This is a genomic window from Gaiella sp. (genome assembly GCF_035710885.1).
Taxonomy (GTDB): domain Bacteria; phylum Actinomycetota; class Thermoleophilia; order Gaiellales; family Gaiellaceae; genus Gaiella.
The window spans coordinates 1-22,514 of the sequence record NZ_DASTCS010000030.1; the positions used below are offsets into that span (position 1 = coordinate 1).

Annotated in this window: 22 protein-coding genes; 11 read left to right on the top strand and 11 right to left on the bottom strand. The window is 70.1% G+C overall.

The window, feature by feature from the left end; translation table 11 throughout:
* The coding region (locus VFO26_RS06100) for a serine hydrolase (protein ID WP_325114024.1) at positions 1–221 on the bottom strand (221 nt) is incomplete at its 3' end.
* Positions 222–267: 46 nt separating this feature from the next.
* Here VFO26_RS06100 and VFO26_RS06105 point away from each other — a divergent pair.
* The 8 genes from VFO26_RS06105 to VFO26_RS06140 all read left to right on the top strand — a co-directional run bounded on the left by VFO26_RS06105 (position 268) and on the right by VFO26_RS06140 (position 7,101).
* The gene (locus tag VFO26_RS06105; RefSeq protein WP_325114025.1) at positions 268–1,401 is read left to right on the top strand and encodes a Gfo/Idh/MocA family oxidoreductase; all 1,134 of its coding nucleotides are present in this window, start codon (positions 268–270) and stop codon (positions 1,399–1,401) included.
* Positions 1,398–2,306: a sugar phosphate isomerase/epimerase gene (locus tag VFO26_RS06110; RefSeq protein ID WP_325114026.1), complete on the top strand. Its 909-nt coding sequence runs from the start codon at positions 1,398–1,400 to the stop codon at positions 2,304–2,306. The genes VFO26_RS06105 and VFO26_RS06110 overlap by 4 nt, the downstream gene beginning before the upstream one ends.
* Before the next feature lie 123 nt (positions 2,307–2,429).
* Positions 2,430–2,630 (top strand): dodecin family protein, encoded by a 201-nt coding sequence (locus tag VFO26_RS06115; protein WP_325114027.1) that lies wholly within the window; start codon positions 2,430–2,432, stop codon positions 2,628–2,630.
* 90 nt (positions 2,631–2,720) lie between these two features.
* Complete coding sequence (locus VFO26_RS06120; RefSeq protein ID WP_325114028.1) at positions 2,721–4,124, top strand: PAS domain-containing sensor histidine kinase; 1,404 nt, start codon at positions 2,721–2,723, stop codon at positions 4,122–4,124.
* A gap of 166 nt (positions 4,125–4,290) precedes the next feature.
* Positions 4,291–5,211, top strand: a complete 921-nt coding sequence (locus VFO26_RS06125) for an ABC transporter ATP-binding protein (RefSeq protein WP_325114029.1) — start codon at positions 4,291–4,293, stop codon at positions 5,209–5,211.
* Positions 5,211–5,987 (top strand): ABC transporter permease, encoded by a 777-nt coding sequence (locus VFO26_RS06130; protein ID WP_325114030.1) that lies wholly within the window; start codon positions 5,211–5,213, stop codon positions 5,985–5,987. Before VFO26_RS06125 ends, VFO26_RS06130 begins: the two co-directional genes overlap by 1 nt.
* The gene (locus tag VFO26_RS06135; RefSeq protein ID WP_325114031.1) at positions 5,984–6,784 is read left to right on the top strand and encodes an ABC transporter permease; all 801 of its coding nucleotides are present in this window, start codon (positions 5,984–5,986) and stop codon (positions 6,782–6,784) included. Before VFO26_RS06130 ends, VFO26_RS06135 begins: the two co-directional genes overlap by 4 nt.
* Positions 6,785–6,864: 80 nt before the next feature.
* Positions 6,865–7,101, top strand: a complete 237-nt coding sequence (locus VFO26_RS06140) for a DUF1918 domain-containing protein (protein WP_325114032.1) — start codon at positions 6,865–6,867, stop codon at positions 7,099–7,101.
* An 81-nt stretch (positions 7,102–7,182) separates the two neighbouring features.
* Here the strand turns inward: VFO26_RS06140 and VFO26_RS06145 are convergent, their stop codons facing one another.
* From VFO26_RS06145 to VFO26_RS06175, 7 genes are all read right to left on the bottom strand, one after another.
* Positions 7,183–7,848: an SDR family oxidoreductase gene (locus VFO26_RS06145; RefSeq protein WP_325114033.1), complete on the bottom strand. Its 666-nt coding sequence runs from the start codon at positions 7,846–7,848 to the stop codon at positions 7,183–7,185.
* A gap of 78 nt (positions 7,849–7,926) precedes the next feature.
* Entirely contained in the window at positions 7,927–8,052 is a 126-nt protein-coding gene (locus VFO26_RS06150) for a hypothetical protein (RefSeq protein ID WP_325114034.1), read from the bottom strand.
* A gap of 87 nt (positions 8,053–8,139) precedes the next feature.
* The gene (locus VFO26_RS06155; RefSeq protein ID WP_325114035.1) at positions 8,140–9,060 is read right to left on the bottom strand and encodes a DUF5996 family protein; all 921 of its coding nucleotides are present in this window, start codon (positions 9,058–9,060) and stop codon (positions 8,140–8,142) included.
* Between the two features lie 10 nt (positions 9,061–9,070).
* A complete protein-coding gene (locus tag VFO26_RS06160; protein WP_325114036.1) occupies positions 9,071–9,343 on the bottom strand; it encodes a UBP-type zinc finger domain-containing protein in 273 nt (90 codons plus the stop codon).
* 181 nt (positions 9,344–9,524) lie between these two features.
* Entirely contained in the window at positions 9,525–10,367 is an 843-nt protein-coding gene (locus tag VFO26_RS06165; RefSeq protein ID WP_325114037.1) for an SMP-30/gluconolactonase/LRE family protein, read from the bottom strand.
* The gene (locus VFO26_RS06170) at positions 10,364–10,717 is read right to left on the bottom strand and encodes a hypothetical protein (protein ID WP_325114038.1); all 354 of its coding nucleotides are present in this window, start codon (positions 10,715–10,717) and stop codon (positions 10,364–10,366) included. Before VFO26_RS06170 ends, VFO26_RS06165 begins: the two co-directional genes overlap by 4 nt.
* Positions 10,718–10,769: 52 nt before the next feature.
* Complete coding sequence (locus tag VFO26_RS06175; RefSeq protein ID WP_325114039.1) at positions 10,770–12,062, bottom strand: right-handed parallel beta-helix repeat-containing protein; 1,293 nt, start codon at positions 12,060–12,062, stop codon at positions 10,770–10,772.
* Between the two features lie 162 nt (positions 12,063–12,224).
* On the opposite strand from VFO26_RS06175, the gene VFO26_RS06180 reads away from it, so the two are divergent.
* From VFO26_RS06180 to VFO26_RS06190, 3 genes are all read left to right on the top strand, one after another.
* Entirely contained in the window at positions 12,225–13,514 is a 1,290-nt protein-coding gene (locus tag VFO26_RS06180; protein ID WP_325114040.1) for an amidase, read from the top strand.
* A 522-nt stretch (positions 13,515–14,036) separates the two neighbouring features.
* Positions 14,037–14,240: a hypothetical protein gene (locus tag VFO26_RS06185; RefSeq protein WP_325114041.1), complete on the top strand. Its 204-nt coding sequence runs from the start codon at positions 14,037–14,039 to the stop codon at positions 14,238–14,240.
* A 34-nt stretch (positions 14,241–14,274) separates the two neighbouring features.
* Positions 14,275–16,440 (top strand): DNA/RNA non-specific endonuclease, encoded by a 2,166-nt coding sequence (locus VFO26_RS06190; RefSeq protein ID WP_325114042.1) that lies wholly within the window; start codon positions 14,275–14,277, stop codon positions 16,438–16,440.
* A gap of 110 nt (positions 16,441–16,550) precedes the next feature.
* Here VFO26_RS06190 and VFO26_RS06195 read toward each other — a convergent pair whose 3' ends face one another.
* The 3 genes from VFO26_RS06195 to VFO26_RS06205 are packed head-to-tail and all read right to left on the bottom strand — an operon-like array spanning position 16,551 to position 22,422.
* A complete protein-coding gene (locus VFO26_RS06195) occupies positions 16,551–17,630 on the bottom strand; it encodes a trypsin-like serine peptidase (RefSeq protein ID WP_325114043.1) in 1,080 nt (359 codons plus the stop codon).
* Entirely contained in the window at positions 17,627–21,322 is a 3,696-nt protein-coding gene (locus VFO26_RS06200; protein ID WP_325114044.1) for a serine protease, read from the bottom strand. Before VFO26_RS06200 ends, VFO26_RS06195 begins: the two co-directional genes overlap by 4 nt.
* Positions 21,319–22,422, bottom strand: coding sequence for a hypothetical protein (locus VFO26_RS06205; RefSeq protein ID WP_325114045.1), 1,104 nt, complete (start codon positions 22,420–22,422; stop codon positions 21,319–21,321). The genes VFO26_RS06200 and VFO26_RS06205 overlap by 4 nt, the downstream gene beginning before the upstream one ends.
* Positions 22,423–22,514 lie beyond the last annotated feature (92 nt).

Consider the following 22,514-nt stretch of genomic DNA (forward strand, 5'->3'; position numbering starts at 1 on the left):
GTGATCGAGCCGATCTGGAACAGCGAGTCGGGCGTGACATCGACGCCGGTCGCCCTGCTGAGGACCCCGGCACCGGTGGCCGTCATGCTTCCGTCCTTCAGGATCCCGAGGGTCGCGCCGGGGACGCGGTGACGGCTCATCAGCTCGATGAGCCGCTCCTGCCACGCCTCGGCGTCGGCCGCGCGGCGGTCGCCCGCCGGACTGCGCGCCGTCGTCGACATCCGGAGTAGCGTACGCACCCGTGACCGTCGACACCGGGACACGGCCGTGACGTCGCTCCGCGCGGGCGTCGTCGGCACGGGGTTCGTCGGCGTCGTGCACGTCCACGCTCTCCGCCTGCTCGGCGTGGACGTCGCGGGGGTGGTCGGATCGTCGCCCGAGCGTGCCGCCGCAAAGGCGATCGCACCGGTGATCGACTCCCTGGACGCCCTCCTCGCGGACGACTCGATCGACGTCGTCCACCTGACGACGCCCAACCACCTCCACCACCCGCAGTCGAAGCAGGTGCTCGAGGCGGGCAAGCATGTCGTGTGCGAGAAGCCGTTGGCGATGACCTCCGAGCAGTCGGCGGAGCTGCTCGCCCTCGCCGAGTCGAGCGGTCTCGTCCACTGCACGAACTTCAACCTGCGCTTCTTCCCGCTCGTGCACGAGGCGCGAGCCCGCGTCGGGGCCGGTCAGCTCGGCGAGGTCTGGAATGTCCACGGCGGCTACCTGCAGGACTGGCTCCTCTACCCCACCGACTGGAACTGGCGCCTCGAGCCCGACAAGGGCGGCGAGCTCCGCGCGATCGGGGACATCGGCTCGCACTGGATGGACATGGCGCAGTTCGTGAGCGGGCAGCGCATCGTCGAGGTGTGCGCCGACCTCCACACGACGATCCCCGTCCGGCGCAGGCCGCTCGGCGAGGTCGAGACGTTCGCGAGCGCCGACGACATCGAGCGCGAGGATGCGCCGATGGCGACCGAGGACCTAGGGCACGTGCTCGTCCGCTTCGACGGCGGTGCGCGCGGCGCGTTCAAGGTCTCGCAGGGCAGCGCGGGACGCAAGAACTACCTCCACATCGAGGTCGACGGATCGGAGTCGGCGCTCTCCTGGAACGCCGAGCGCCACGAGGAGCTGTGGCTCGGGCTGCGCGACGAGCCGAGCGGCGTCCTGCAGCGCAACGCCGCCCTGATGCAGCCCTCCGCGGCCGCGCACACGTTCCTGCCGGCCGGCCACGCCGAAGGCTGGGTCGAGACGTTCAGGGAGCTCTACCGGAGCGTCTATGCGGCGGTCGCCGCCGGCCGGCCGCAGGAGGCGCCCGACTACCCGACGTTCGCCGACGGGCACCGCGCGAACGTCCTCGGCGACGCGATCGCGCTTTCGAATGCGGAGCGGCGCTGGGTGGAGGTCCCCGCGTGAAGCTCGGCCTCCTGACAGCGGCGTTTCCACGGCTCAACCTCGTGAAGACCGCGGCCTGGGCAGCCGACAACGGCTTCGAGATGCTCGAGGTCGCCTGCTGGCCGGCCTCGGGCGGCGAGCGGCGCCGGTATGCCGGCGTCTCGCACATCGACGTCGAGCGCTTCGACCCTGCCGAGGTGCGGGACGTGCTCGAGGAGCACGGGCTCGAGATCTCGTCGCTCGCCTACTACCCGAACAACCTCCATCCCGATCCGGGCGAGCGACGCGCCGCGAACACGCACCTCCGGAAGGTGATCGACGCCGCCGCCGCGCTCGAGGTGCCCACGGTCGGCACCTTCGTGGGCAGGGACAAGACGAAGAACATCCCGGAGAACTTCCGCGAGTTCCGCAGGGTCTGGCCCCGGATGGTCGCCTACGCGGAGTCGAAGGGCGTCAACGTCGCGATCGAGAACTGCCCGATGATCTTCAGCTGGGACGAGTGGCCCGGAGGAACCAACCTCGCGTCGACGCCGGCGGTGTGGGACGAGATGTTCACGATCGTCCCCTCCGAGCGGTTCGGTCTGAACCTCGACCCGTCGCACCTCGTCTGGCTCCAGATCGACTACGAGCGCGTCGTCCGCGACTACGCCTCGCGGATCCTCCACGTCCATGCGAAGGACATGGAGATCGACCGCGACGGGCTCTACCGGCACGGCACGGCCTCCCAGGGGATGGGCTGGCAGGTGCCCCGGCTTCCCGGCCTCGGCGAGGTGCGCTGGGACCGGTTCCTCGCGCAGCTCTACCGGGTCGGGTACGACGGGGTGGTCTCGGTGGAGCACGAGGACCGCGCGTTCGAACGGACCGACGAGCTCGTCAGGCGCGGGTTCCTCATCGCCCGGGACGCGCTCCGGCCCTATCTGCACTGAGCCGCACCGCCCGCGCATGGCTCATATCTGGTCGACACAGGCGTTGCGCCACGCCTCCCTTGCTTGCCCGACGGCGCTCCGGGGTAGGAGAATCGGCGGACCATCCGACCGAGGAGGTTGCCGATGAGCGTCGTCAAGGTGATCGAGATCACCGCCTCGTCCCCCACGAGCTTCGCCGAGGCCGTGAAGGCGGGTATCACGAAAGCGTCCGAGACGATCCACGGGATCAAGGGCGCGTGGGTCTCGGAGGAGAGCGTCGTGGTGGAGAACAACGAGGTCACGGAGTTCCGGGTGACGATGCGCGTCAGCTTCGTCCTCGACTGATCCGGGCCCGGCGGGGCCGCCGACGCGTCGGCGGTCCCGCTGCCCCAAGCGTCCGTTCGACGTCGCCGGCGTGCGTGCTACAAGGGACACGTGACGGCGCCACCCACCGACGCGCGGCTCGACCAGCCCGCGACCAACGACTCGACGGCGCGCGCGCTCGTCGCCGCGATCCCCGACCCGATCTTCCGGATCGGGGTGGACGGCCGCTACCGGGGGTTCAAGGTCGACTCGGAGCGCGACCTGATGACACCCCCTGACCAGGTGATCGGCCGTGCCGTGCACGAGCGGCTCCCGGCAGAGGTCGCCGACGCGATCCTCGCCGCAGGCCGCCGCGCCGTCGACGAGCAGGAGGTACAGCAGATCGAGTACTCCCTGGATCTGCAGGGCGACGGGCCGCGGGACTACGAGGGACGGGTCGTGGCCTGCGGCCCCGACGAGTTCGTCCTCATCGTGAGGGACTTCACCGACCGAACGCGCCAGGAGCGCGAGCTCGAGCGTGAGCGGGACTTCAGCCGCGCCGTCGTCCGCTCGACACCCAGCTTCCTCGCGCTCGTCGACGAGGACGGAATCCTGCTCGGCGTCAACAGTGCCCTCGAGCGCGCGGCCGGCATACCGGAGGAGGAATGGATCGGCAATCCGTTCTGGACGCTGTTCATCGCGCAGGAGGACGTGCCGCGCGCCCAGGAGGACTTCCAGCGGCTGCGCACGGGTGACCCACCGGGGGTCGTCGAGTACGAGCACGTGGGGCCGGACGGGGAGCAGCTCGTCGTCGACTGGACCGCCACGGTCGTGCACGACTCGGAGGGCGCGTTGCGGTACCTCCTCTGCGGTCTCGACGTCACCGCCCGCAAGCGGGTCGAGGAGGAGATCCGGCGGTCGCGAGCACGGATCGTCTCCGCGAGCGACGCCGAGCGGAAGCGGCTCGAGCGGAACCTCCACGACGGCGCGCAGCAGAACCTGGTCAGCGTGTCGCACGCCGTGCACCTCGCGTTGCGCTCGCTTCGCACCGATCCCGACCAGGCCGAGCAGCACCTCGAGCGCGCCCTGGAGGAGCTCACCACCACCCACGAGGAGCTTCGCGAGCTCGCACGCGGCCTCCACCCCCAGATCCTGACGCTGCAGGGTCTCAACTCCGCTGTCCGCTCGATCGCCCGTCGCGCGCCGATCCCCGTGACGGTCGTCACGGTCGACCACGAGCAGCGCTGGCCGCCGCTCGTCGAGAGCGCCGCCTACTTCGTCGTCTCCGAAGCGCTCACGAACGTGCTCAAGTACGCGCGGGCATCGTCTGCGACCATCCGCTTGGCGCGGAGGGAGGACGTCCTGATCGTCGAGGTCTCCGACGACGGCTTCGGCGGCGCCGAGCCGTCCGAGGGCTCCGGCCTCGGCGGCCTCCGTGACCGCGTCGAGGCTCTCGACGGGACCTTCGAGATCGACAGCCCTCCGGGCTCGGGCACCCGGATCCGGGCCGAGCTGCCGCTCGAGATCGACCAGTAGGCGCCGGCCCGCCCTCGTTCGGCAGGGTTCGACACCTCCCGCTTGACAGCGGCGCCGTCGAGTGCGAGGATCCTCCGCGTCGAACCCCGTAGCTCTTCGGAGTCGCGGGGTTCGGCGTTTTTTCGTGGTGTGACCGCCGCCCAGGCTGCTCCGCTACCGTCGCCGGGTGGACGGCACGGCGCTGATCGAGGCCCACGGGCTGACGAAGCTCTACGGCGATTTCGTCGCGGTCGACGGCATCGACTTCTCGGTCGAGCGCGGCGAGACGTTCGGCTTCCTCGGCCCGAACGGCGCCGGCAAGAGCTCCACCATGCGGATGATCGGGGCGGTCTCTCCCGCAAGCCGCGGGACCCTTCGCGTCCTCGGCCGCGATCCCGAGCGTGACGGACCGGCGATCCGCGAGCGACTCGGCGTCGTCCCGCAGGAGGACAACCTCGACCGAGAGCTCGACGTCGGCGAGAACCTGCTCGTCTACGGCCGCTTCTTCGGGCTCCCGCGCGACGAGATCCGCCGCCGCAGCGAGGAGCTGCTCGAGTTCGTCCAGCTCGCCGACCGCCGTGACGCCCGCGTCGACTCGCTCTCCGGCGGCATGAAGCGGCGGCTGACCATCGCGCGGGCGCTGGTCAACGACCCCGAGCTGATGCTTCTCGACGAGCCGACCACCGGGCTCGACCCGCAGGCGCGGCACGCGCTGTGGGATCGGCTCTACCGGCTCAAGCAGCGGGGTGTCACGCTGGTGCTCACGACGCACTACATGGACGAGGCGGAGCAGCTCTGCGACCGGCTCGTGATCATGGACCGCGCGAAGATCGTCGCCGAGGGGTCGCCGCGCGCGCTGATCGATCGCTTCGTGGAGCGCGAGGTCGTCGAGCTCCGCTTCGGGACACAGGACGGCCTCCCCTCCCTCGACGGCGTCGGCGAGCACGTCGAGGTGCTGCAGGACCGGGTCGTGATCGGCACGAACGTAGGCGACGCGGTCGTCGACCGGGTGCACCGGAGCGGGCTCCGGCCCGAGACCGTGCTCGTGCGCCGCTCGACGCTCGAGGACGTCTTCCTCCGCCTCACCGGCCGCAGCCTCGTCGACTGATGGACGCCGCCCGTCGCACGCTCGCGGTCGTCGGGTGGCACGCCAGGGGCTTCCGGCGGATGTGGCGCGGCTCCGTCACCGTCTCCTTCCTCAACCCGATCTTCTTCCTCCTCTCGATCGGCCTGCTCCTGGGGAAGCTCGTCGACCGCTCGAGCCCGGACCTCGGCGGGCTCAGCTACCTGGAGTTCGTCGCGCCGGCGCTGCTCGCGACGACGGCGATGCAGACCGCCGCCAGCGAGACGACGTTCCCCGTGAAGGCCGGCCTCAAGTGGCTGCAGACCTACCACGCGGTCGTGTCCACCCCGGTCCGCGTGGGTGAGCTCGTCGCGGGCATCCTCACCTGGACCGGGATCCGGGTCGTGGTCGCAGTGTCGGTGTTCGCGCTGGTCGCCGCGGCCGGCGGCGCATTCGAGTCGCCCCTTGCGGCGCTCGCCCCTCTCGCGGCGCTTCTCTGCGGGCTCGCGTTCGGCGCGGTGCTCGCCGCGATCACCTCGACGGTCGAGGGGGACGACTGGCTGGCGGCGATCTTCCGCTTCGGGCTCGTACCGCTCTTTCTCTTCTCGGGCACGTTCTTCCCGGTCGAGCAGCTGCCCGACTGGATCGAGCCACTCGCCTGGGCGACGCCGCTATGGCACGGCGTCGAGCTCTGCCGTGCCCTCGCCTCCGGCCAGGTCGAGGCGCTGCCGACGGTCGTCCATGTCGTGTACCTCGTCGTCGTGACCGCGGTCGGCGCGCTTCTCGCCGTACGCGCGCAGCGGGGAAAGCTCCAGCGTTGAGCACGCTCGACACGGCGCTGCGCATCTTCCCGCGGCTGCGCGGGCCCCGCTCCTGGCGACTCGTGGAACGGAACATCGCGAGCTCGCGGGGGGCATGGCTCGTGTTCGTCTCCGGCTTCTTCGAGCCGCTCTTCTACCTGCTCGCGCTCGGCGTGGGCGTCGGCGCGCTCGTCGGCACGGTCGAGCTCGACGGCGAGACGGTCTCGTACCGCGAGTTCGTCGCACCGGCGCTGCTCGCGGCGTCGGCCATGAACGGCGCCGTCTACGAGTCCGGGAACGTGTTCTTCAAGCTGAAGTACGCCCGCACCTACGACGGTGTGCTCGCGACGCCGATGACCGTACGGGACGTCGCGGTCGGCGAGCTCCTCTACACCCTGCTGCGGGGCGCGGTCTACGCGGTCGGGTTCGTCACCGTGATGGTCGTGCTCGGCCTCGTCGACACGCCGTGGGCGCTGCTCGCGGTGCCCGGCTCCCTGCTCATCTCGGCGGCGTTCGCGGCGCCCTCGGTATTCAGCGCCACCCTCATGCGCTCGTGGGCGGACTTCGCATTCGTCGAGCTCTGCACGCTGCCGATGTTCCTCTTCTCGGCGACGTTCGTTCCCGCCGACGAGTACCCCGAGGTGGCCGCGTGGATCCTGCCGCTGACGCCGCTCTACCACGGCGTCGAGCTGCTGCGCGCGTTCACCCTCGGGGACGTCACCTGGCTCGTCCTCGTGAACGTCGCCTATCTGCTCGCGATGACGGCGGTCTTCCTGGTGCTGGCCGACCGCCGGCTCGGGAAGCTCTTGTTGAAGTAGCGCCGAGCACCTACGCCGTCCTCTACCCGGGGGGGCGGTGCCGAGGCGCTAGCCTGCAGAGGAGTCGGAAGGGAGGCCAGATGATCGGAGCAACTGCAGCGATCCACTCCGGCCGCAAGGGCGACAGCGTGGTCGTCTCTGCGCACCGCGTCGGAGCCGCCGAGCGGGTTGGCGAGATCCTCGAGGTCCTCGGCGAGCCGGACCGGGTGCACTACCGGGTGCGCTGGGCCGCCGGCAACGAGAGCGTGCTCTATCCGTCGAGCGACGCCATCATCCGCCCCGCGCGGCGACGCAGCCCAGCGGGCAAGCCGCACTGAGCATTCCGTCCATGGCCGCGGTCGCGGATCGACGCGACGTCAGTCCGCGCCCGCGCCCGACGGCGGCAGGACCGCCGTTGTTCACCAGGGAATCTCGTCGCCGTTCGCGTGGAACCAGCGGCCGCTGCGGGAGGCGTCGAGCTCGTCGATCCGGGAGATCATCCCGGCCGCCGCGCCCTCCGGGGTCTCGTTGCCGTGGCCGCCCGTCATCTCGGTGCGAACGAAGCCGGGGTGGAGCACGACCACGTGGATACCGCGCGGCGCCAGCTCGTGTGCGAGGTTGGCGGCGGCCATGTTCAGGGCCGTCTTCGACATCCGGTAGCCGTACATCCCGCCGGACGGGCGATCGCCGATCGAGCCGGCCTTGCTCGAGACGAAGCCGATCTTCGCGCCGCGTGCCAGGCGAGGCAGCAGGGCGGTCGTCACCCGCAGGGGACCGAGCGTGTTCACCTCGAACGGCTCGCGGAGCGAGTCCACGTCCAGCGGATCGATCGAGCCCCACCCACCGATGCCCGCGTTGTTGACGAGCACGTCGAGCGATACGCCCTCGCCGAGGGCGGCGTCGAGCGTCTCGCCGACGTCGTCACGCGCCACGTCGATGCCCTCGACCACACGGCAGCCGATCGCGTCCAGCTCGGCGGAGCTCGTGCGGCAGGTCGCGATCACGCCGTCGCCCCGCGTGTGGACCTGCCTGCAGAGCTCGAGCCCGATCCCCCGGTTCGACCCGGTCACCAGCCACGTCGCCACGTCCTGCCTCCCTTCGCCGGAGTCTTCCGAGGCGCACGCTAACGCTCGTGTGTCGCGTGTCGGTGGGGGGTGTCGGCGCTACAGGACGAGCCGCAGCGTGAATCCGATCAGGACGACGGCGGCCACCACGACGGCGGCGAGCAACCACGCGGTGCCCAGCCGCTCGCGCGCTCGTGGCGCTCCCCTCCTCGAACCGCGCTCCATGGCGCGAGCTGTGCCCCGGCGCGCTCTCCCGCAAACGAGCGTCGGCAGCCTCGACGAGCCCGCGCGGCCGAGGCGCAGTGCCGGCGGCTACGAGGCCGGGCCGGGAGCCACGGCCGGCGCGACGAGCGCAGGGTCCCAGCCGGCGCGGACCGCGGGGGCCCGGTACGTCGTCTCGAGGAAGTCGAGCAGGGCGCGGCGTGGGTCGGGGGCGGTCCTGACGGCCTCGTAGGGGAGCAGGAACTCGCCCAGCTGCGGGCTCCAGCCCGCAGCTGCCGGGGTGATCTCGGCCTTCTCGACCCCCTCGGGGTGCGGGGACGCGTAGGCGAAGAAGCTGGGCTCCGGGTGTCGCCCGTCACCCGGCCAGAACCCCGCGCAGATCTGCTCCGCGTCGGCCGAGTAGCGGGTGATCAGGTCGGCGTCGGGAGGCGGCTCGACCTGCCGGCCCGAAAAACGAGCGTAGGACAGGTCGAGTGCGCCCCAGAACAGGTGGACCGGCGACGCCTTGCCGTGAAAGCGTGCGCGGTGCTCCTTCAACACTGCGTCGGCGGAGACGAGGGCGCGCCAGAACCGGTTCGCCCACTCGGGCTCGTAGCTCGCGTGCACCGTGTCCTCGTCGAAGGGAATGGGCTCGGGCACTTCCTGCGGCGCCAGAGTGATCTCGACCGGGACACCCGCCCTCTCGAGCGCACCCATCAGCTCGCGGTAGAAGTCGGCGACGCTGCGCGGTTCCAGTGTGATCCGCTCCACCCCGCCGTCCACGGCGCGCACGGCGACCGTGTGGTCGACGAGATCGACGTCGATGTCGAAGACGCCCGCCGCATGCGGCAGCGGCGACGTGTTCAGCCCGCGGGCGGTGACGTAGAGGGGCACGTGCGCCCACTGCGGCTCCATCGGGGCGAGCGCGAGCCTGACCTTCCCGATCACCTGCAGGTACATGTGCAGCGTGTCGCGGGTCGGGCGCCACGCCTCGTACGGCAGCTCCGGCCAGTCGCCTGGGGCTACGGTCACTCCGCCACGCTCACGACGCCTGCAGGAGGAGCGTCACATCGTCCTCGTAGCACCAGGCCCAGTCCTCACCGGGCTCGGCGGAGCGGATCAGCGGATGCCCGGTCTCGCGGAAATGGGCGGTCGCATGACGGTTTCGCGAGTTGTCACAGCAGCCGACCTTCCCGCATGCCAGGCACATCCGCAGATGCACCCACGAGTCGCCGGTGCGCAGGCATTCCTCGCAGCCCTCGAGCGGCTCGGGGAGCTGGGCCACACGAACGCTGTCGAGGTGGGAGCACTCCATGGCGACTCTGTCGGCCGAGGATGTCGACGATCTGGATCGATAGTGCCTGACCGGGTGCGGTCGGCGCCGGTCCAGGCTCGGCTCGTCCGCGCAACACGCCGCGCTCATGGGGTGACCGAGCGCGCTTCCTCGTCGTGCGTTGCGCGGGCCTGTCGTCGCCGACCCACGCCGGGGAGCGGCCTCAGCCCGCGAACTCGCGCACCGGCTGGCCGGTGACACCGACGTCGGCACGGAACAGCGCGCCGGCGAGTGGCTCGGCCCCAGGCTCGAGCCCGTCCCGTGAGGTGGTGATGAACAGCTGGTCGAGGCCCGGACCTCCGAACGTGCACGCGGTGACCTTCGTGACGGGCAGCTCGACGACTGCGTCGAGGTCACCCTTGGGCGTGTATCGCCGCACGGCGGCGCCGTTCGACAGCGCGACCCAGACGCCACCTCCGGCGTCCACCGTCAGCCCGTCGGGCCGGGCCTCGCCCAGCTCCACGAATCGCCGCCGTCCGCTGAGGCCGGTCCCGCCGTCGTAGTCGAAGACGTCGACGCCGAACGTGTCCGTGTCGTTGTAGTACGCCAGCGAGCCGTCTGGGCTCCAGTCGAGACCGTTCGAGATCGTCACGCCTTCCAGCACCACGCGGACCGAGCCATCCGGATCGAGCCGGTAGAGCTTGCCCCCGCCCGGTCGCTTGTCGTAGGCCATCGAGCCGCAGTAGAAGCGTCCGTCGGGGTCGCAGGCGCCCTCGTTCATCCGCACGCCCTCGTCCGTCCAGAGCTCCTCCAGGCGCGTCAGGACCCCGTGCGCGTCCTCGAGCGCGAAGCCTCGCTCGATCCCCAGCACGACCCCGCCCTCGCGGCGGGGCCGGACGGCCGCCACCACTCCGGCGACGTGACGACGTGAGACGAAGCCGTCGGACGCGAGCGAGAGGACGTCCCCCGCGAGCATGTCGAGCCACCGCAGGCCGCCCCACCGCTCCGACCAGACGGGACCTTCGCCGTGGTGGGCGACAGGCTCCGTCAGCTGCTCCGCCTTCATCGGGCGGAGGCGGCGTCGAGCAGCTGCAGGAGCTCGTGTGCCGCCAGCTCGATCTCCTTGTGACGCCACTCCGCCGCGCGGTAGTGACAGGCGATCACGCCCGAGCGGTGAACGCGACGGAAGTCGCCGTAGACGAACGCGTACCTGGCCTTCGTCTCCTCGGCGGCGCCGTCGGTGAGCCCGAGATGCCACTGGGCGTACTCGTCCCACGAATGCGACGCGAGGTAGGCGTTCTGCTGCTCGGCGCGAGGCTGTACGTCTCCCCAGTCGCTGTCGAGCACGTACTGGCGGCTCTCGACCAGCCGCCAGGCGCGTGCGACCGCGCGATCGTTGACCGTGTACGAGGCCAAGGCGTCATTCTGGACCACCGGCTGGCGCGGCCGCCTGGCCCCGGCGTGGTTCTCAGCGGCGGCGGTACTCGAGCGCGCCGATGTCGGGGGCGCCGGTCCGTCGGCGTCCGGTCGAGTCGGTCCTCGGCGCGTAGCGGCGAAGAGCGGCGTCGACGACGGACGACGCCTGCCTTGGCCGTCCGCCTCCGTCCAGATCGGCCGGGCCGACGCGGTCCGAGGCCGAGCAGGACGTGCCCTTGATGACGACGTTGCGGACGAAGAGCCGTGCGGCGCTGCAGATGTGGGTGCGCTTCCTCAGGAGCCCGATGACGTTGTTCGCGAGGATCGGCCGCTTCCGGCGCTGCACACTGCCGTACTTCGAGCTCATCCTGATCGATCCGGCGTAGCCGTCACGTCTCCGGGCGCCGGTCAGGATCGTGTTGTTGAGGACCTTCGCGTAGTGGGGCAGCCGCTTCGAGGCTGCACTCCCGATCACGATCCCCATGCGCGCGCGATAGCCCGGCACGCGCGGGTCGGTGCCGACGAACACGTTGTTGACGATCGTCGCGTGGTCGACCGAGTTCGTCAGGTACAGCTGCGCCCCGCCCGTGCGGTAGACACCGAAGTGGTTGCGCTCGACGTGGAGACGCCGGCCGGCGAAGAGCTGCACGAGGTCCTGGTGCCCGCAGCGGTGCGCGTCCATGCGGCAGGGAAGCGCCCGCTCGAAGCGGTTTCGCCGGATCGTGAGGTCGGACCCGAATCGGCCGTGAACGAAGTCGCACCCGCGGCAGTCGTGGAACCGGTTGTCCTCGATCACGATGTTGCGCGACCAGCGCCACAGCTTGACGCAGAAGGTGAAGCTCGGAGCGCGGTCACCGCAGTGCGAGAAGTCGCTGCGTCGGATCGTGACGTGGCGCGAGTCCGGGATGCGGATGGACGAGGAGAAGCGCGTGCCGCGCGCCGTGACGACGAGGTCGTGCAGCACGATGTGCCGCGACTCACGGACGTCGAGCAGCGCGTCTCCCCGAATCGGTCCGATCGTGACGCGTCCGAGAAAGACATGGCGCGAGCGGTCGAAGACGACGCGCTCGACCCGCGCCCCGCGCATCCCGACGATCCGCAGCTGCTTGCCCGTGCGCCATCCGATCACGAGCTCCCGGTAGAGCCGAGGGCGCAGCACGATCGTCCCACCCGACCTCCGGAGGGCCCGGACCGCCGCCTCGAAACCCGCAGCGCTGCCGACGCGGACGGTCGTCTTGCGCTTCCCGGCGGGCGCCGCCGCGGACACGTCGACGGCGAGCGCCAGCCCGATGGCGCACGCAGCCACGAGCATGGCTGCGACACGAGGCCGCGTCGAGAGAGACATCGACGGCGACCCTAACGCCTTGACCGCGCACGGCTGTCGGTTGCCCTCGAGCGGTCGGGCGAACTGCCGTGCGCCGCGCTGGCAAGCTCCGCTGATGGAGCGTGAAGGCACGGCGCACCCAGGCGTGGTCGGTTGACGCGTCACGGATCACCCCGACCATCCGTGGGAGCCACCCTCGCCGAGCTCGCCGGGTCGCTCGAGGACGGCAGCGAGACCGTCGAGACCGTGGCGCGGGCACTCCTCCACCGAATCGACGTGGACGACACGACGGTGCGAGCGTGGGTGCACGTGGATCCGGAGGCGGTGCTCGCGCTCGCACGGCAGCTCGAACGCATGGGCCGTGGCGCCCGGAGCCCGCTGCACGGGATCCCGATCGGCATCAAGGACATCTTCGACACGCACGACATGCCGACGGAGTACGGATCCCCGATCCACGCGGGGCACCGTCCGGCAGTCGACGCAGCGAGTGTCGCGCTCGCGCGGCGGCTCGGGATGCTCCCGCTCGGAAAGCTCGTCACCACGGAGTTCGCTGCATGGCCACCTGGCCCCACGGTCAATCCGCACGATGTCACCAGGACCCCCGGCGGCTCGTCGTCCGGCTCGGCGGCCGCAGTCTCCGCGGGGATGGTGCCCGTTGCGTTCGCAACACAGACAACGGGGTCGATCATCAGGCCGGCGGCTTTCTGCGGCGTCGTGGGCTACAAGCCCAGCCACGGAATGCTTCCAACGTCGGGCGTCAAGGCGATCTCGGAATCGTTCGACACCGTCGGGGTCATCGCGCAGACCGTCGCCGACGCCGCCCTCGTGGTTGGAGCGCTCTCCGGCCGTCCGCTCGAGCCACCGCGGGACCCTCCCGCCCCTCGACTCGCGATCTGTCGGACGCACGAGTGGCCGGCAGCGGCGCCCGAGACCCAGGCGCTCTTCGACGTGCTCCCGGAGCTCCTCACTCGGTGCGGCGCCCGGCCCGCGCACGTAGCTCTGCCGGACGCCTATGCAGGGCTTGCGGCGGCGCAAAGCACCATCTGGACGTTCGAGATCGCCCGCTGCCTGGCGGACGAGCACCTGCGCTTTCGCGAGATGATCCGGGAACCGCTGCGTGGGATGCTCGACGACGGCGCCGCCATGCCCGTCTCCGAGTACGACGCAGCGCGCCGATCCCTGCGCGAGAGCAGCACCCGGCTCGGCGAGGTCTTCGAGGGCGTCGACGCGTTGCTCGTCCCGGCCGCGCCCGGTGAGGCGCCCGAGGTCTCGACGACGGGGGACCCGATCTTCAACCGGGTCTGGTCCGCGCTCGGCGTGCCTGCGATCACCGTCCCGGCAGGCGTCGGGCCGTCCGGACTGCCTCTGGGCGTGCAGATCGTCGGCCCGCCGCGGGACGATGCCCGCGTTCTCGCGTGCGCCGCCTGGGTCGAGGCGGCGCTGGCCCCCGCGGCCGAGCGCACGTTCGCCTGACCGAGTGCGCTGCGGCCGCGGGCGGCCGGTTTGCTCGATCCGCTCTCGCAGGCTTTCTTCGACCTCCTCTGATCCCAGTCGTGACGCCGCTGTCAAAGATCGGATGCGCAGTTAGCCTCCCTGGGTAGCGCGCTCTCGGACGAAGGTCGCAGCTGGCCCCGAGACAGGGAGCGCGGCGCGGGTCGTTCGCCCTGGCGCAGGTCGTACGGCCTGTGTTTCGGCCGTGGTGAAGCGCACCAGGTGGGGTTGGAACCACCTGGTGCGGTGTGATACAAGCGATGCGCCGTGAGTCTCGCTGTCGAGGGTACCCAGGCGGAGATTGTCGCTTGGACCTGCTTTGTCGTCGGCATCGCGCTCCTCGTCGGCGGCGTCGTCATCGGGCTCTTGACGTCGCCGAGGCGCGCACCCCGAACGGCCGAGGACGCAAGAAGCAAGCTAGAGGACGCGCAGGCGAGGCTCGAAGAGGCACGAGGGCACATCGAGCGCACTGCGTCGGCGGTTGCAGGCTCAGGGTTCGAGAGTGTGGGCAGCGCAGTACCCGAGGCAACCGAGGCGGTCGCGGCCGCGGGGGCGTCGACCGAGGCCGCGAGCAGCGCGCTCGAACAGGTGCAGGGAATCGTGGCGGCCCTACCGGAGAACCTTCGGTTCGCAGGTCTCCTGATCCTCGTGGGCGCCGTCCTCATGGGTGTCGCGACCGTCCAGTTCGGCGACGTCTCGCTCTTCTGACCGGGGCGGACTACACGGAAAGGAAGAGATTCGGATGAACGACGACAAGTCGGCAAAGGTCAAGCGGCTGCTGAAGAGGGTCGCGCCGACCGGAGGGCTGGAGTCTGCGGGCGGGGAGTCGGAGGTGCTCGAGGGCATCGAGAGGGTGCCATGGGCGACCGAGGCCGAGGTGGAGCACGCCCGAGAGGCCGTCGCACGAATGGAGCGCGACGAGCCGCTCTCGAACGAACAAACCGACGCCCTCGAGGCAATCGTCCTCCCGAAGGAACGTCCGGTCGTCGATGTCGTGGACGCGACGTACGACGCGCCCCCGGCGCCGTTCCAGCACCTGGGCGAGAGCCCGTTTCGAGCGATCATCGAAGCAGCAATCCCGGCCATCGGCCGGGTCGAGCTCCCGGATCACCCCTCGCTCCCCTACGGCGGGACGGGCTTCGTTGTCGGCGACGGCTTGCTGATGACGAACCGGCACGTCGCCGAGCTGTTCGCCCTGGGGATTGGACGTGAGGAGCTGTCGTTCCGTCCCGGCCAGCGCGCCGCCGTCGACTTCGTCCGCGAGCGCGGCCGGACCGAGTCACGCGTATTCCACATCGAGCGCGTGGTGATGATCCATCCCTACTGGGACATGGCCCTACTCCTCGTCGAGGGCATGGAGAACGTCCCCGCACTTCGCCTCTCGGTCGCGCCCCCTGATGACCTGCGCGACCGGGAGATCGCCGTCATCGGGTATCCAGCCCTCGACACGCGCAACAACGTCGACCTCCAGAACCGGATCTTCGGCGGTGTGTTCAACGTCAAGCGCCTGCAGCCGGGAAAGCTGCGGGAACGCGGCGACATCAGGAGTTTCGGTCATACCGTCTCCGCGGTCACACATGACAGCTCGACACTCGGCGGGAACTCCGGCTCGGCGCTGATCGATCTCACGACCGGTGCCGCGGTCGGCCTTCATTTCGCCGGCCGCTACCTCGAGGCGAACTTCGCGGTGCCGACGCGCGAGCTGGCGCTCGACCGGCGCGTCGTCGAAGCGAGGGTCGACTTCGAGGAGGAGCTCGATGGTACTGCCACCGGCTGGGACGAGTACTGGGCGCTGGCCGACCCGACACCTTCCGTGAGCGAGAGGGCCGCGGCCGTCCGACCGGCAGGCCCGACGAGCGTGGCACGCGTCAGCTTCGATCCGGAAGCGCAGGCCCTCACGTGGTCGATCCCGCTGGAGCTGACCGTCCAGGTTCGCGCCGCGAACCCGGCGGTACAGCAGATGACCACGCCCGATGCGGCCGTCGAGGCCATGGTAGAGCCTTTCCGCGACGTGGACTTCTCGACGCGCAAGGGGTACGACGAGCTGTTCCTCGGGCCCCGGATCCCCCCGCCCACCGTCCTCGACGACACCATCGTCTCGCGACTCGACGACGGCAGCCACACGCTGCCGTACGAGCACTTCTCGATCGTGGTCGACAAGAACCGCCGGCTCGCGCTGTTCACCGCCTCGAACGTCGACGCCGCTCCCGGCCGCAAAGAGCCGGAGCCGGGGCACGACTACAGCCGCAAGGGCCTGGGAGGTCTGGGCGAGAACGACCGCGAGAAGTGGTTCACCGACCCACGCATTCCCGCCGTGCACCAGCTGCCGGATCGCTTCTTCTCCAAGGACCGCGCTTCGTTCGACAAAGGGCACATCGTCAGGCGCGAGGATGTTGCGTGGGGCGACAGCTTCGACGAGGTGCGGCGCGCGAACGGCGACACGTACCACGTCACCAACTGCTCGCCCCAGGTCGCACACTTCAACCAGTCCAGGCTGCAGGGTGTCTGGGGGCAGCTGGAGAACCTGATTCTCGACCAGGCGGAGACCGAGCGGTACTCGTTGTTGGCCGGCCCCGTGTTCGGCACCGACGATCCGCTGTTCCGGGGCGTCGACGACGAGGGTGCCGTGCTCGTTCGGATACCGCGACGGTTCTGGAAGATCGTCGTCGCACGGAAGGGCGACGACATCCAGACGTTCGCATTCGTGCTGGAGCAAGACCTCTCCCGCACCGACGTGGAGTTTGCGGTCGACGAGCAGTGGCGGGAGCGGATGATCTCCGTGCCGGATCTCGAAGAGCTCGTCGCCGTGATCACCTTCCCGCCCGAGCTGCACGAGTCCGACCAGTTCGGAGCGGAGGGCGGCGAGAAGATCCGGACCCGCACCGGGTTGGAGAGCTTCTCCACGTGACCGTCGAACGCCGTTCGACCGGTAGCGATCCCCTTCCCGCGGCTTCGGCCGGTCCCTGCGTGGCGTCGTGCCCTGGCTGCTTTCCTCCCCTCGGACCTTGACCGGATCGGTTACGGGGTGACGACGTTCTGAGCGGCGAGTCCGGACACGACGCGCGGGATCCGAATACCCTCGTTCTTTGCCATCGGCGGCTTGCCGACGACCTGTTGCGGCGTTCCGCCGGCATGGTGGAGGCCGATGAGCCGTCCCTGCGCGTCGAAGACCGGCGAGCCCGACGACCCCGCCTGCGTGTCCGTCAGATAGTGGACGACGCGATCGTCGAACGACGACACCTGATTGCGCACGAAGCCGAGGCGCTTTCGGTCGCCCCCCGGGTGCTGGATGATGTACGCGGGCTCGTTGGCGGCCGGCGAGACAGCCTCCGAGAGCTTCAAGATCGGCCATGAGTCGAGAAGCGGGAGGTTCGCCCGGATCACGGCCCAGTCGTCGGTCTTGTCGGTCACGACGCTCTCGACGTCGCACGGGATCGTCGTCGGCGCCAGCGCGCCTCCCTGACCGTCGTCCTCATAGCCGAACTCGGCGGTCACGGCGGTGGCGCGGGTGCCGGTGCTCTGATCGTGAAGAACGTGCCAGTTCGTGAGCAGGAGGTCGGAAGCGATGCGAAAGCCCGAGCCGTGCATACCCGCCCCATGCACGTCCACCACGAACCGGCATACGGCGGGTGCGAGGGCTACGAGCCGCTGCAAGGTCGCGATCAGGCCCGGCACGCGCCCGATCTGGAGCGTGAGGTCGTCGTAGTAGAGCAACGCCTCGGGCTCGGACACGGCATCGTCGCCCGCGATGAAGACCGGCGTGCCGTCGGCGTTGCGCGGCTCTGCTTCCGTCGACGGTGCGCGATCGGCGAGCAGGTCGTCCAGGAACGCCCGGCTCGGGTGCGTCGCGTTGAGCAGGTCGCGCACAGTGGTCACGAGGCCGCGCGTCATGCCATTCTGTGCGGCCTGAAGCAGGATGTCGCGCCAGAGGTAGACGGGCGGCTGCTGCGCGTTGAGGTACGTGCTGTCGAGGCCGGCCCGTTCCGCTACTGGGATCGCCTGCATCGCAGAGGGGTAGAGCCTCGTCAGCACGAGCTGCAGGTCCTGCGCCTCTCGCTCGGCGAAGGGGTACGGCAGCGCATCGAGGATCGACGTCATGGCTGACCTGGGAGGGGAGACGTCATGGCGGTGTCCGGAGGGGACTGGACTCGGAGGGGAAGGGTGTCCGGGATTCCTACGACACGCCGCACCAGCATCTCGAGCGGGTCGGGGCTGACGAGGTGGAGCGCGAGGTTCTGCAGGGTCCAGCCCCCTGGGCCGAACGTCCGAACGATCATTTTCGGTTGGAGTACCGCCGACGCAGACTGCTGCAGCAGCTCCTCGATCGCCTCGCTCTCGGCGGACGCGCCGTGGAGTCGGAGGACCTTCGATGTGAGCGTCACCTGGCGGGTGGTCGGGCGCAGCGCGGAAGCCGGCGCGCGACCGGCAGCGACCTTGTCGAGGATGTCGATCAACGGACGCCCCGTCGGATCCATCAGCATGAACGACCTGCGCTCGCGCGTGGCGAACACGGCCAGGGTCCCCACGATGGAAAGGCGTTGCGGCTCTCCTACGAGATTCAGGCCGAGAGCGAGCTCGCAGGCCCGCGCGAGGAACGGGCTCGAAGTCACGAGGCGCCACCTGCGCCAGCCGAGGACGGTGAGGTCGAGAGCCGTGGCGCGAAGCCCTTCGACGTCGTCGGTGCCCCAGTCCACACGCAGTTCGTTCAGCCGATCGGTAAGGGCGAGATCGCCGGACTTCCACGGATCCTTGTCGGAGAGCGCGGAACCGGCCGGATCCGCGACCGGCAGGACGGGCTCTCCCGCATGGCTCGCGCGTGCGCGATCGAGCACGGCAGCGAACGCCGCGAACTCGATGGCGTCCTGTGGGGAGCGCAGCACAGCGGCTGTGGACTCCAGCACCGCCATGCCACCGAGTACGTCCGAGAGATACGGGAGCACCACGTCGTCCGGCGGCAGGACCTCGGAGGGTGAGAGCTCGAGCGCGTATCTCCTCTGGATGTCCGCGACCGCGAGTTCGGCCTCGAGGTCGATCGTGAGGCGAACGCGCGCAGCTTCCACCGTGAGGGTGTCGAGCTCCGGTTCCGGGCGATCGGCCCAGCATCCGACCTCCAGGACCGAGCGCAGCCTCCGGTCTGCCTCTCTGCGATCCCCGGCCTCGGCCGCCAGCCAAGCCGCGAGGACCGCCCAGTCTCTCCCCAACGGCCCCGATGGCGCCGGGGTCGCATCCAGCAGCCGGCGCGCCCCCAGGAGGTCGCCCGCCGACCAACGCGACCAGGCGTCGTACAGTGTGAGCGGGCTGGCGGGGCTGCGCTCCTCGCGCTCTGCGAGAACCGAATCGACGGACGTCAGCACGCCGCGCGCCAGTAAGGCGCGTACGCGCTCCTGGGCGTCGCGCTCCCAGGTAGCCACCGCGTCGATCGCAGCGGGCGGGGCGACCGTTCGCTCACGCAGCCAGGCCCGCGCAGCCTCGGCTCCCTCCGGGAGCTCCTCGTCGGCGTAGAGGAGGAGTGGGGCGCAGCCGTCACGCCATGCTTGCTCGGCACCGGACACGTCCCCGAGCCGCAGACGGTGGTAGACGAGCTCGGCGGCGCTCGTGAGGTTCTCGGTGTCCTGTCCCGCGTACCACGCCGCTGCACGCTCGTCGATCGTCCGGACCCGCTCTCGGTTGTCGGTCTCGAGCAGGCGGAGCGTCGCGGAGCGCACCTCCGGCCGAAGACGCAGCACGTCGATGCCCGGCAACGCCACTCCGAACTCCTCGACCTCCGACCCGTCGCCGACGAGCGCCATCTCCTGCCTCAGCCGCGCGAACACTTCGTCGGCGCCGAGGCCCTCGGGAAGCCTGTCGGCAAGCACCTCGGAGATCAAGGTTGGTGTCAACCGGCGCAGCACGAGCGCATCCTGCGCAACGGGCTTGAGCGCCGGGTCGATCACGCGATCGAGGATCCGCTGGTAGAGGAAGCCATCGACGAGCTGCGCGGGCAGCTTCTCTGGAAGCTCGGTGACCTCTCCACCGGTCTCGGCCCACCGCACCGCGAGCCGCAGCGCCAGCGGCACGCCACGCGTGATTTCCGCGATGCGCTCGAGCACGCGGTCGTCCTCGATCCCGCCCTCGCGTAGCCACGAGATCGCATCTGTCTTGGCGAGCCCTTCGAGATGGATGTCGCTGGCCGGCCGCCCGCCGAGCTCGAGGTTCACGACGGGGGCACGCCCGCTCACCAGTACCCGGACACCCGGAAACCATGGGAGGAGCTCGTCGAGTAGCTGCCAGATCTCGCGGTGCTGCTTCACGTACTGTGCGACCTCGAAGCCGTCCAGCACGAGCAGTGGCGGCGAGGCACCCTTCAGGTGGGGCGCAAGCTCCGGTCCCAGCGTCGAGACGGCTGTCTGCCAGGACGTGGGATCCTCGAGGGGGGGTGCGCGGAATCCGTCCAGCTGCGTCGCGAGTTGATCGAACATCAGCCGGAGCACCGACGTGGCATCATCGGGCGCGAGGTCGGCGCGGTCGAAGTCCAGCCAGAGCTGGAGTGTCCTCTCGGGAAGCTCCAGCGCGAACCGAGCTACGAGGGCTGATTTTCCGACCCCGCCGATCCCGGTAACCACCATCGGACCCGCGGCAGCGTCGCCGTACCAGTCGCGCAACTCGCGGAGCTCCTCCGCCCGCCCGCGGAAGCCGGCGCCGCCGATCTCCTGCAGGCGGCTGCGCACCCGCCGACGTTCGAGTACTCGGTTGACCTCCGCGGGACTTGGGAGCGACGGAGCTACGTCGCCGAACCAGCGCGCTGCCTGAAGCCAGTACGGCAGAGCGCCCTCAGGCACGTCGTCGAGCGAGTAGGGCGGCCCGGCGAGGATCCGGTCGATGACGAGCTGGCCGGGATGCGAAATCGACTCCTTCCCCCGCGCCTCGCGCAACGCGGCCAACGACCCCGCGGATCGCAGGAGCGACGAGCGCGCGTCGGCCTGGAGACTCCAGTCCGGCGCGGAAGGCTCGGCGACCAGCGGCCGTAGCCGTTCGACCACGTCGTCCGGGAAGCTGTGAGGATCGAAGCTCCAGCGGACCGCCGCACCGAGTAGCTCCGCGTCACCGATCGCTGCTGCCGGCGCGGGCGCGGCCTCCTCGAGCGCGACGCGGATTGCTGCGACGTCGGCGAGCTTGTGATGCCGTGCGATCTCGTCCCACGCCGGCGAGTCCCGCAGGTGCGGGAGCATCGCCGGAAGCGAGAGACCCTGGTTGAACATCGCCGTGTCTTGCGGCATGCCCGACTGCGTGTGCATTCCGACGACGGCCCAGTCCGTGTTGAGCACGGGCGCGCCCGAGGACCCCCCGATCGTGTCGGCGTCGTATCGGAGCCATGGAGGTTTCGCATCCATCAAGCGGCCGATACTCAGGTGCAGTCGAGGATTCCCGGCCGGATGGTGGAGAAGGAACACTTGCTGGTGCTCCTCTGTCGCTCCGCTTGCCAGTTGGAGCGGCTTTCCGGACAGCGTCCCCGCGAGCCGAAGGACGGCCGGCGACGAGCCGTCGCGGTGGGTTCCGCCGAGCACGACTTCAGCCTCGATCGTCTCGGTCCCCTGTTGACAAGAGTACGTCCTCCCGGGCTCCCCTTCTATGACGAAGTCCGGGATCACCACGAGGTCGTCGGTGATCAACCACCCCGTGGTGAAGTTGAAGTTGCCCACGGAGCCGCTTCGCTCAGAGTACGTCTGGACACGCACCACCCCGCGCAGGGCCGCGTGGAGGCCCGCGTGGAACGCGACGACGTCGAACATCTCCTCACGGCCGATGATCACGGCCCGCCCCCGCCCGTCGACCCGCGCAGCGTCTCCGTCAGGCTGTCGTGCAGGCGTTGCAGGCGTGGAACGGCCGCTTCCTCCGGTGTGGTGGGGCCGTCGACCTTCGCGATCACGTCCTCAGCGAGCGCTGCAAGCTCGTCCTCGACGAATTTGCGATCGTTCTCCAGGCCCCAATCGCGAAGGTAGTCCTCGACGTCTTGCTTCTGCACGTCGGCCGTCGTGGGCTCGTCCTCTCTCCAGACGTCGCGGAGCCACCGGGTCGGCACAGGCCCGGGGGGATAGTGGATGAGCATCAGCCGGAACCACTGTCCGAAGGCCGGATTCGGCATGTGGAGCACGAACTGTCCGCAGAACGCAGCTATCTGCGGGTCGAGTAGCGGCGCGCCGTCGGGCTCCGATGCCGCCCCCAGGTCGTCGACCGCGACCCAAAGCTGCGTGTTCTTGGCATCGGCGACTTCGCCGAGCTTCCTGCACACCGTCCCGTACCAGGCGGGGCCGGTCGTGTCGCGATCGGGCACGGCGTCCACGGCGCCGAGGGCACTGAACAGCTCTCCGACGACGTCGTCGACCGTGGCCACCATCGGCGCATACAGATAGACCGCTTTCGCGCCGCTGTCCGCCGCCGCAGCCTGAAAGACGTGGCGCCCATGGGTCTTGCCCGTCTTCGGCTCCCCGCGCACGAGCAGCACCCTCAGCGCAACGTCGGACTGCAGCGCGGTCACGAGGCTCCGGAGCGGCCTGCGGTCGAGGACCGGGATGCCGGAGATGATCCGTTGCTCGACCGCGGGCGTCGCGCCGACGACGGCCCGCAGGGCCGCCTGAAACGGCGCGGTGCCTTGCAGTCGCAGGACCCCGGGCAGGACGTCCTCGCACAGCCGTCGCAGCGCCCGGATACCTGCCAGCAGCTCGAGAGCCTCCCGCCAGGTGTCGCGAGCCGCTTGGCCGGGAGTGAGAGAGCCGGGGTCGCCCCCCGCCTGGGCGTAGAGCTGGGTGATCTCGGGCGGCTGCGGGATCGACGCAACCAGCATCTCGTAGAGATGCTCGGCTTCCTGCCGGTCCCAGGCGAACGTGCTGCGGTCGAAGATCGGGTGCGCCATACGTCAGCCCAACCCGGATGACGTTGCCTGGCCCGGGTCGCGTCGGAGCAACATTCGCGCAGCGCCTAGACCGAGCACGCTCGGGCGAGCCC

Bases quoted from the DNA above. Each gene is read 5' to 3' on its own strand.
- VFO26_RS06190 (WP_325114042.1), top strand. From the start codon at position 14,275: ATGAACGACGACAAGTCGGCAAAGGTCAAGCGGCTGCTGAAGAGGGTC.
- VFO26_RS06140 (WP_325114032.1), top strand. From the start codon at position 6,865: ATGATCGGAGCAACTGCAGCGATCCACTCCGGCCGCAAGGGCGACAGC.
- VFO26_RS06160 (WP_325114036.1), bottom strand. From the start codon at position 9,343: ATGGAGTGCTCCCACCTCGACAGCGTTCGTGTGGCCCAGCTCCCCGAG.
- VFO26_RS06195 (WP_325114043.1), bottom strand. From the start codon at position 17,630: ATGACGTCGATCCTCGATGCGCTGCCGTACCCCTTCGCCGAGCGAGAG.
- VFO26_RS06165 (WP_325114037.1), bottom strand. From the start codon at position 10,367: ATGAAGGCGGAGCAGCTGACGGAGCCTGTCGCCCACCACGGCGAAGGT.
- VFO26_RS06130 (WP_325114030.1), top strand. From the start codon at position 5,211: ATGGACGCCGCCCGTCGCACGCTCGCGGTCGTCGGGTGGCACGCCAGG.
- VFO26_RS06150 (WP_325114034.1), bottom strand. From the start codon at position 8,052: ATGGAGCGCGGTTCGAGGAGGGGAGCGCCACGAGCGCGCGAGCGGCTG.
- VFO26_RS06175 (WP_325114039.1), bottom strand. From the start codon at position 12,062: ATGTCTCTCTCGACGCGGCCTCGTGTCGCAGCCATGCTCGTGGCTGCG.
- VFO26_RS06115 (WP_325114027.1), top strand. From the start codon at position 2,430: ATGAGCGTCGTCAAGGTGATCGAGATCACCGCCTCGTCCCCCACGAGC.
- VFO26_RS06205 (WP_325114045.1), bottom strand. From the start codon at position 22,422: ATGGCGCACCCGATCTTCGACCGCAGCACGTTCGCCTGGGACCGGCAG.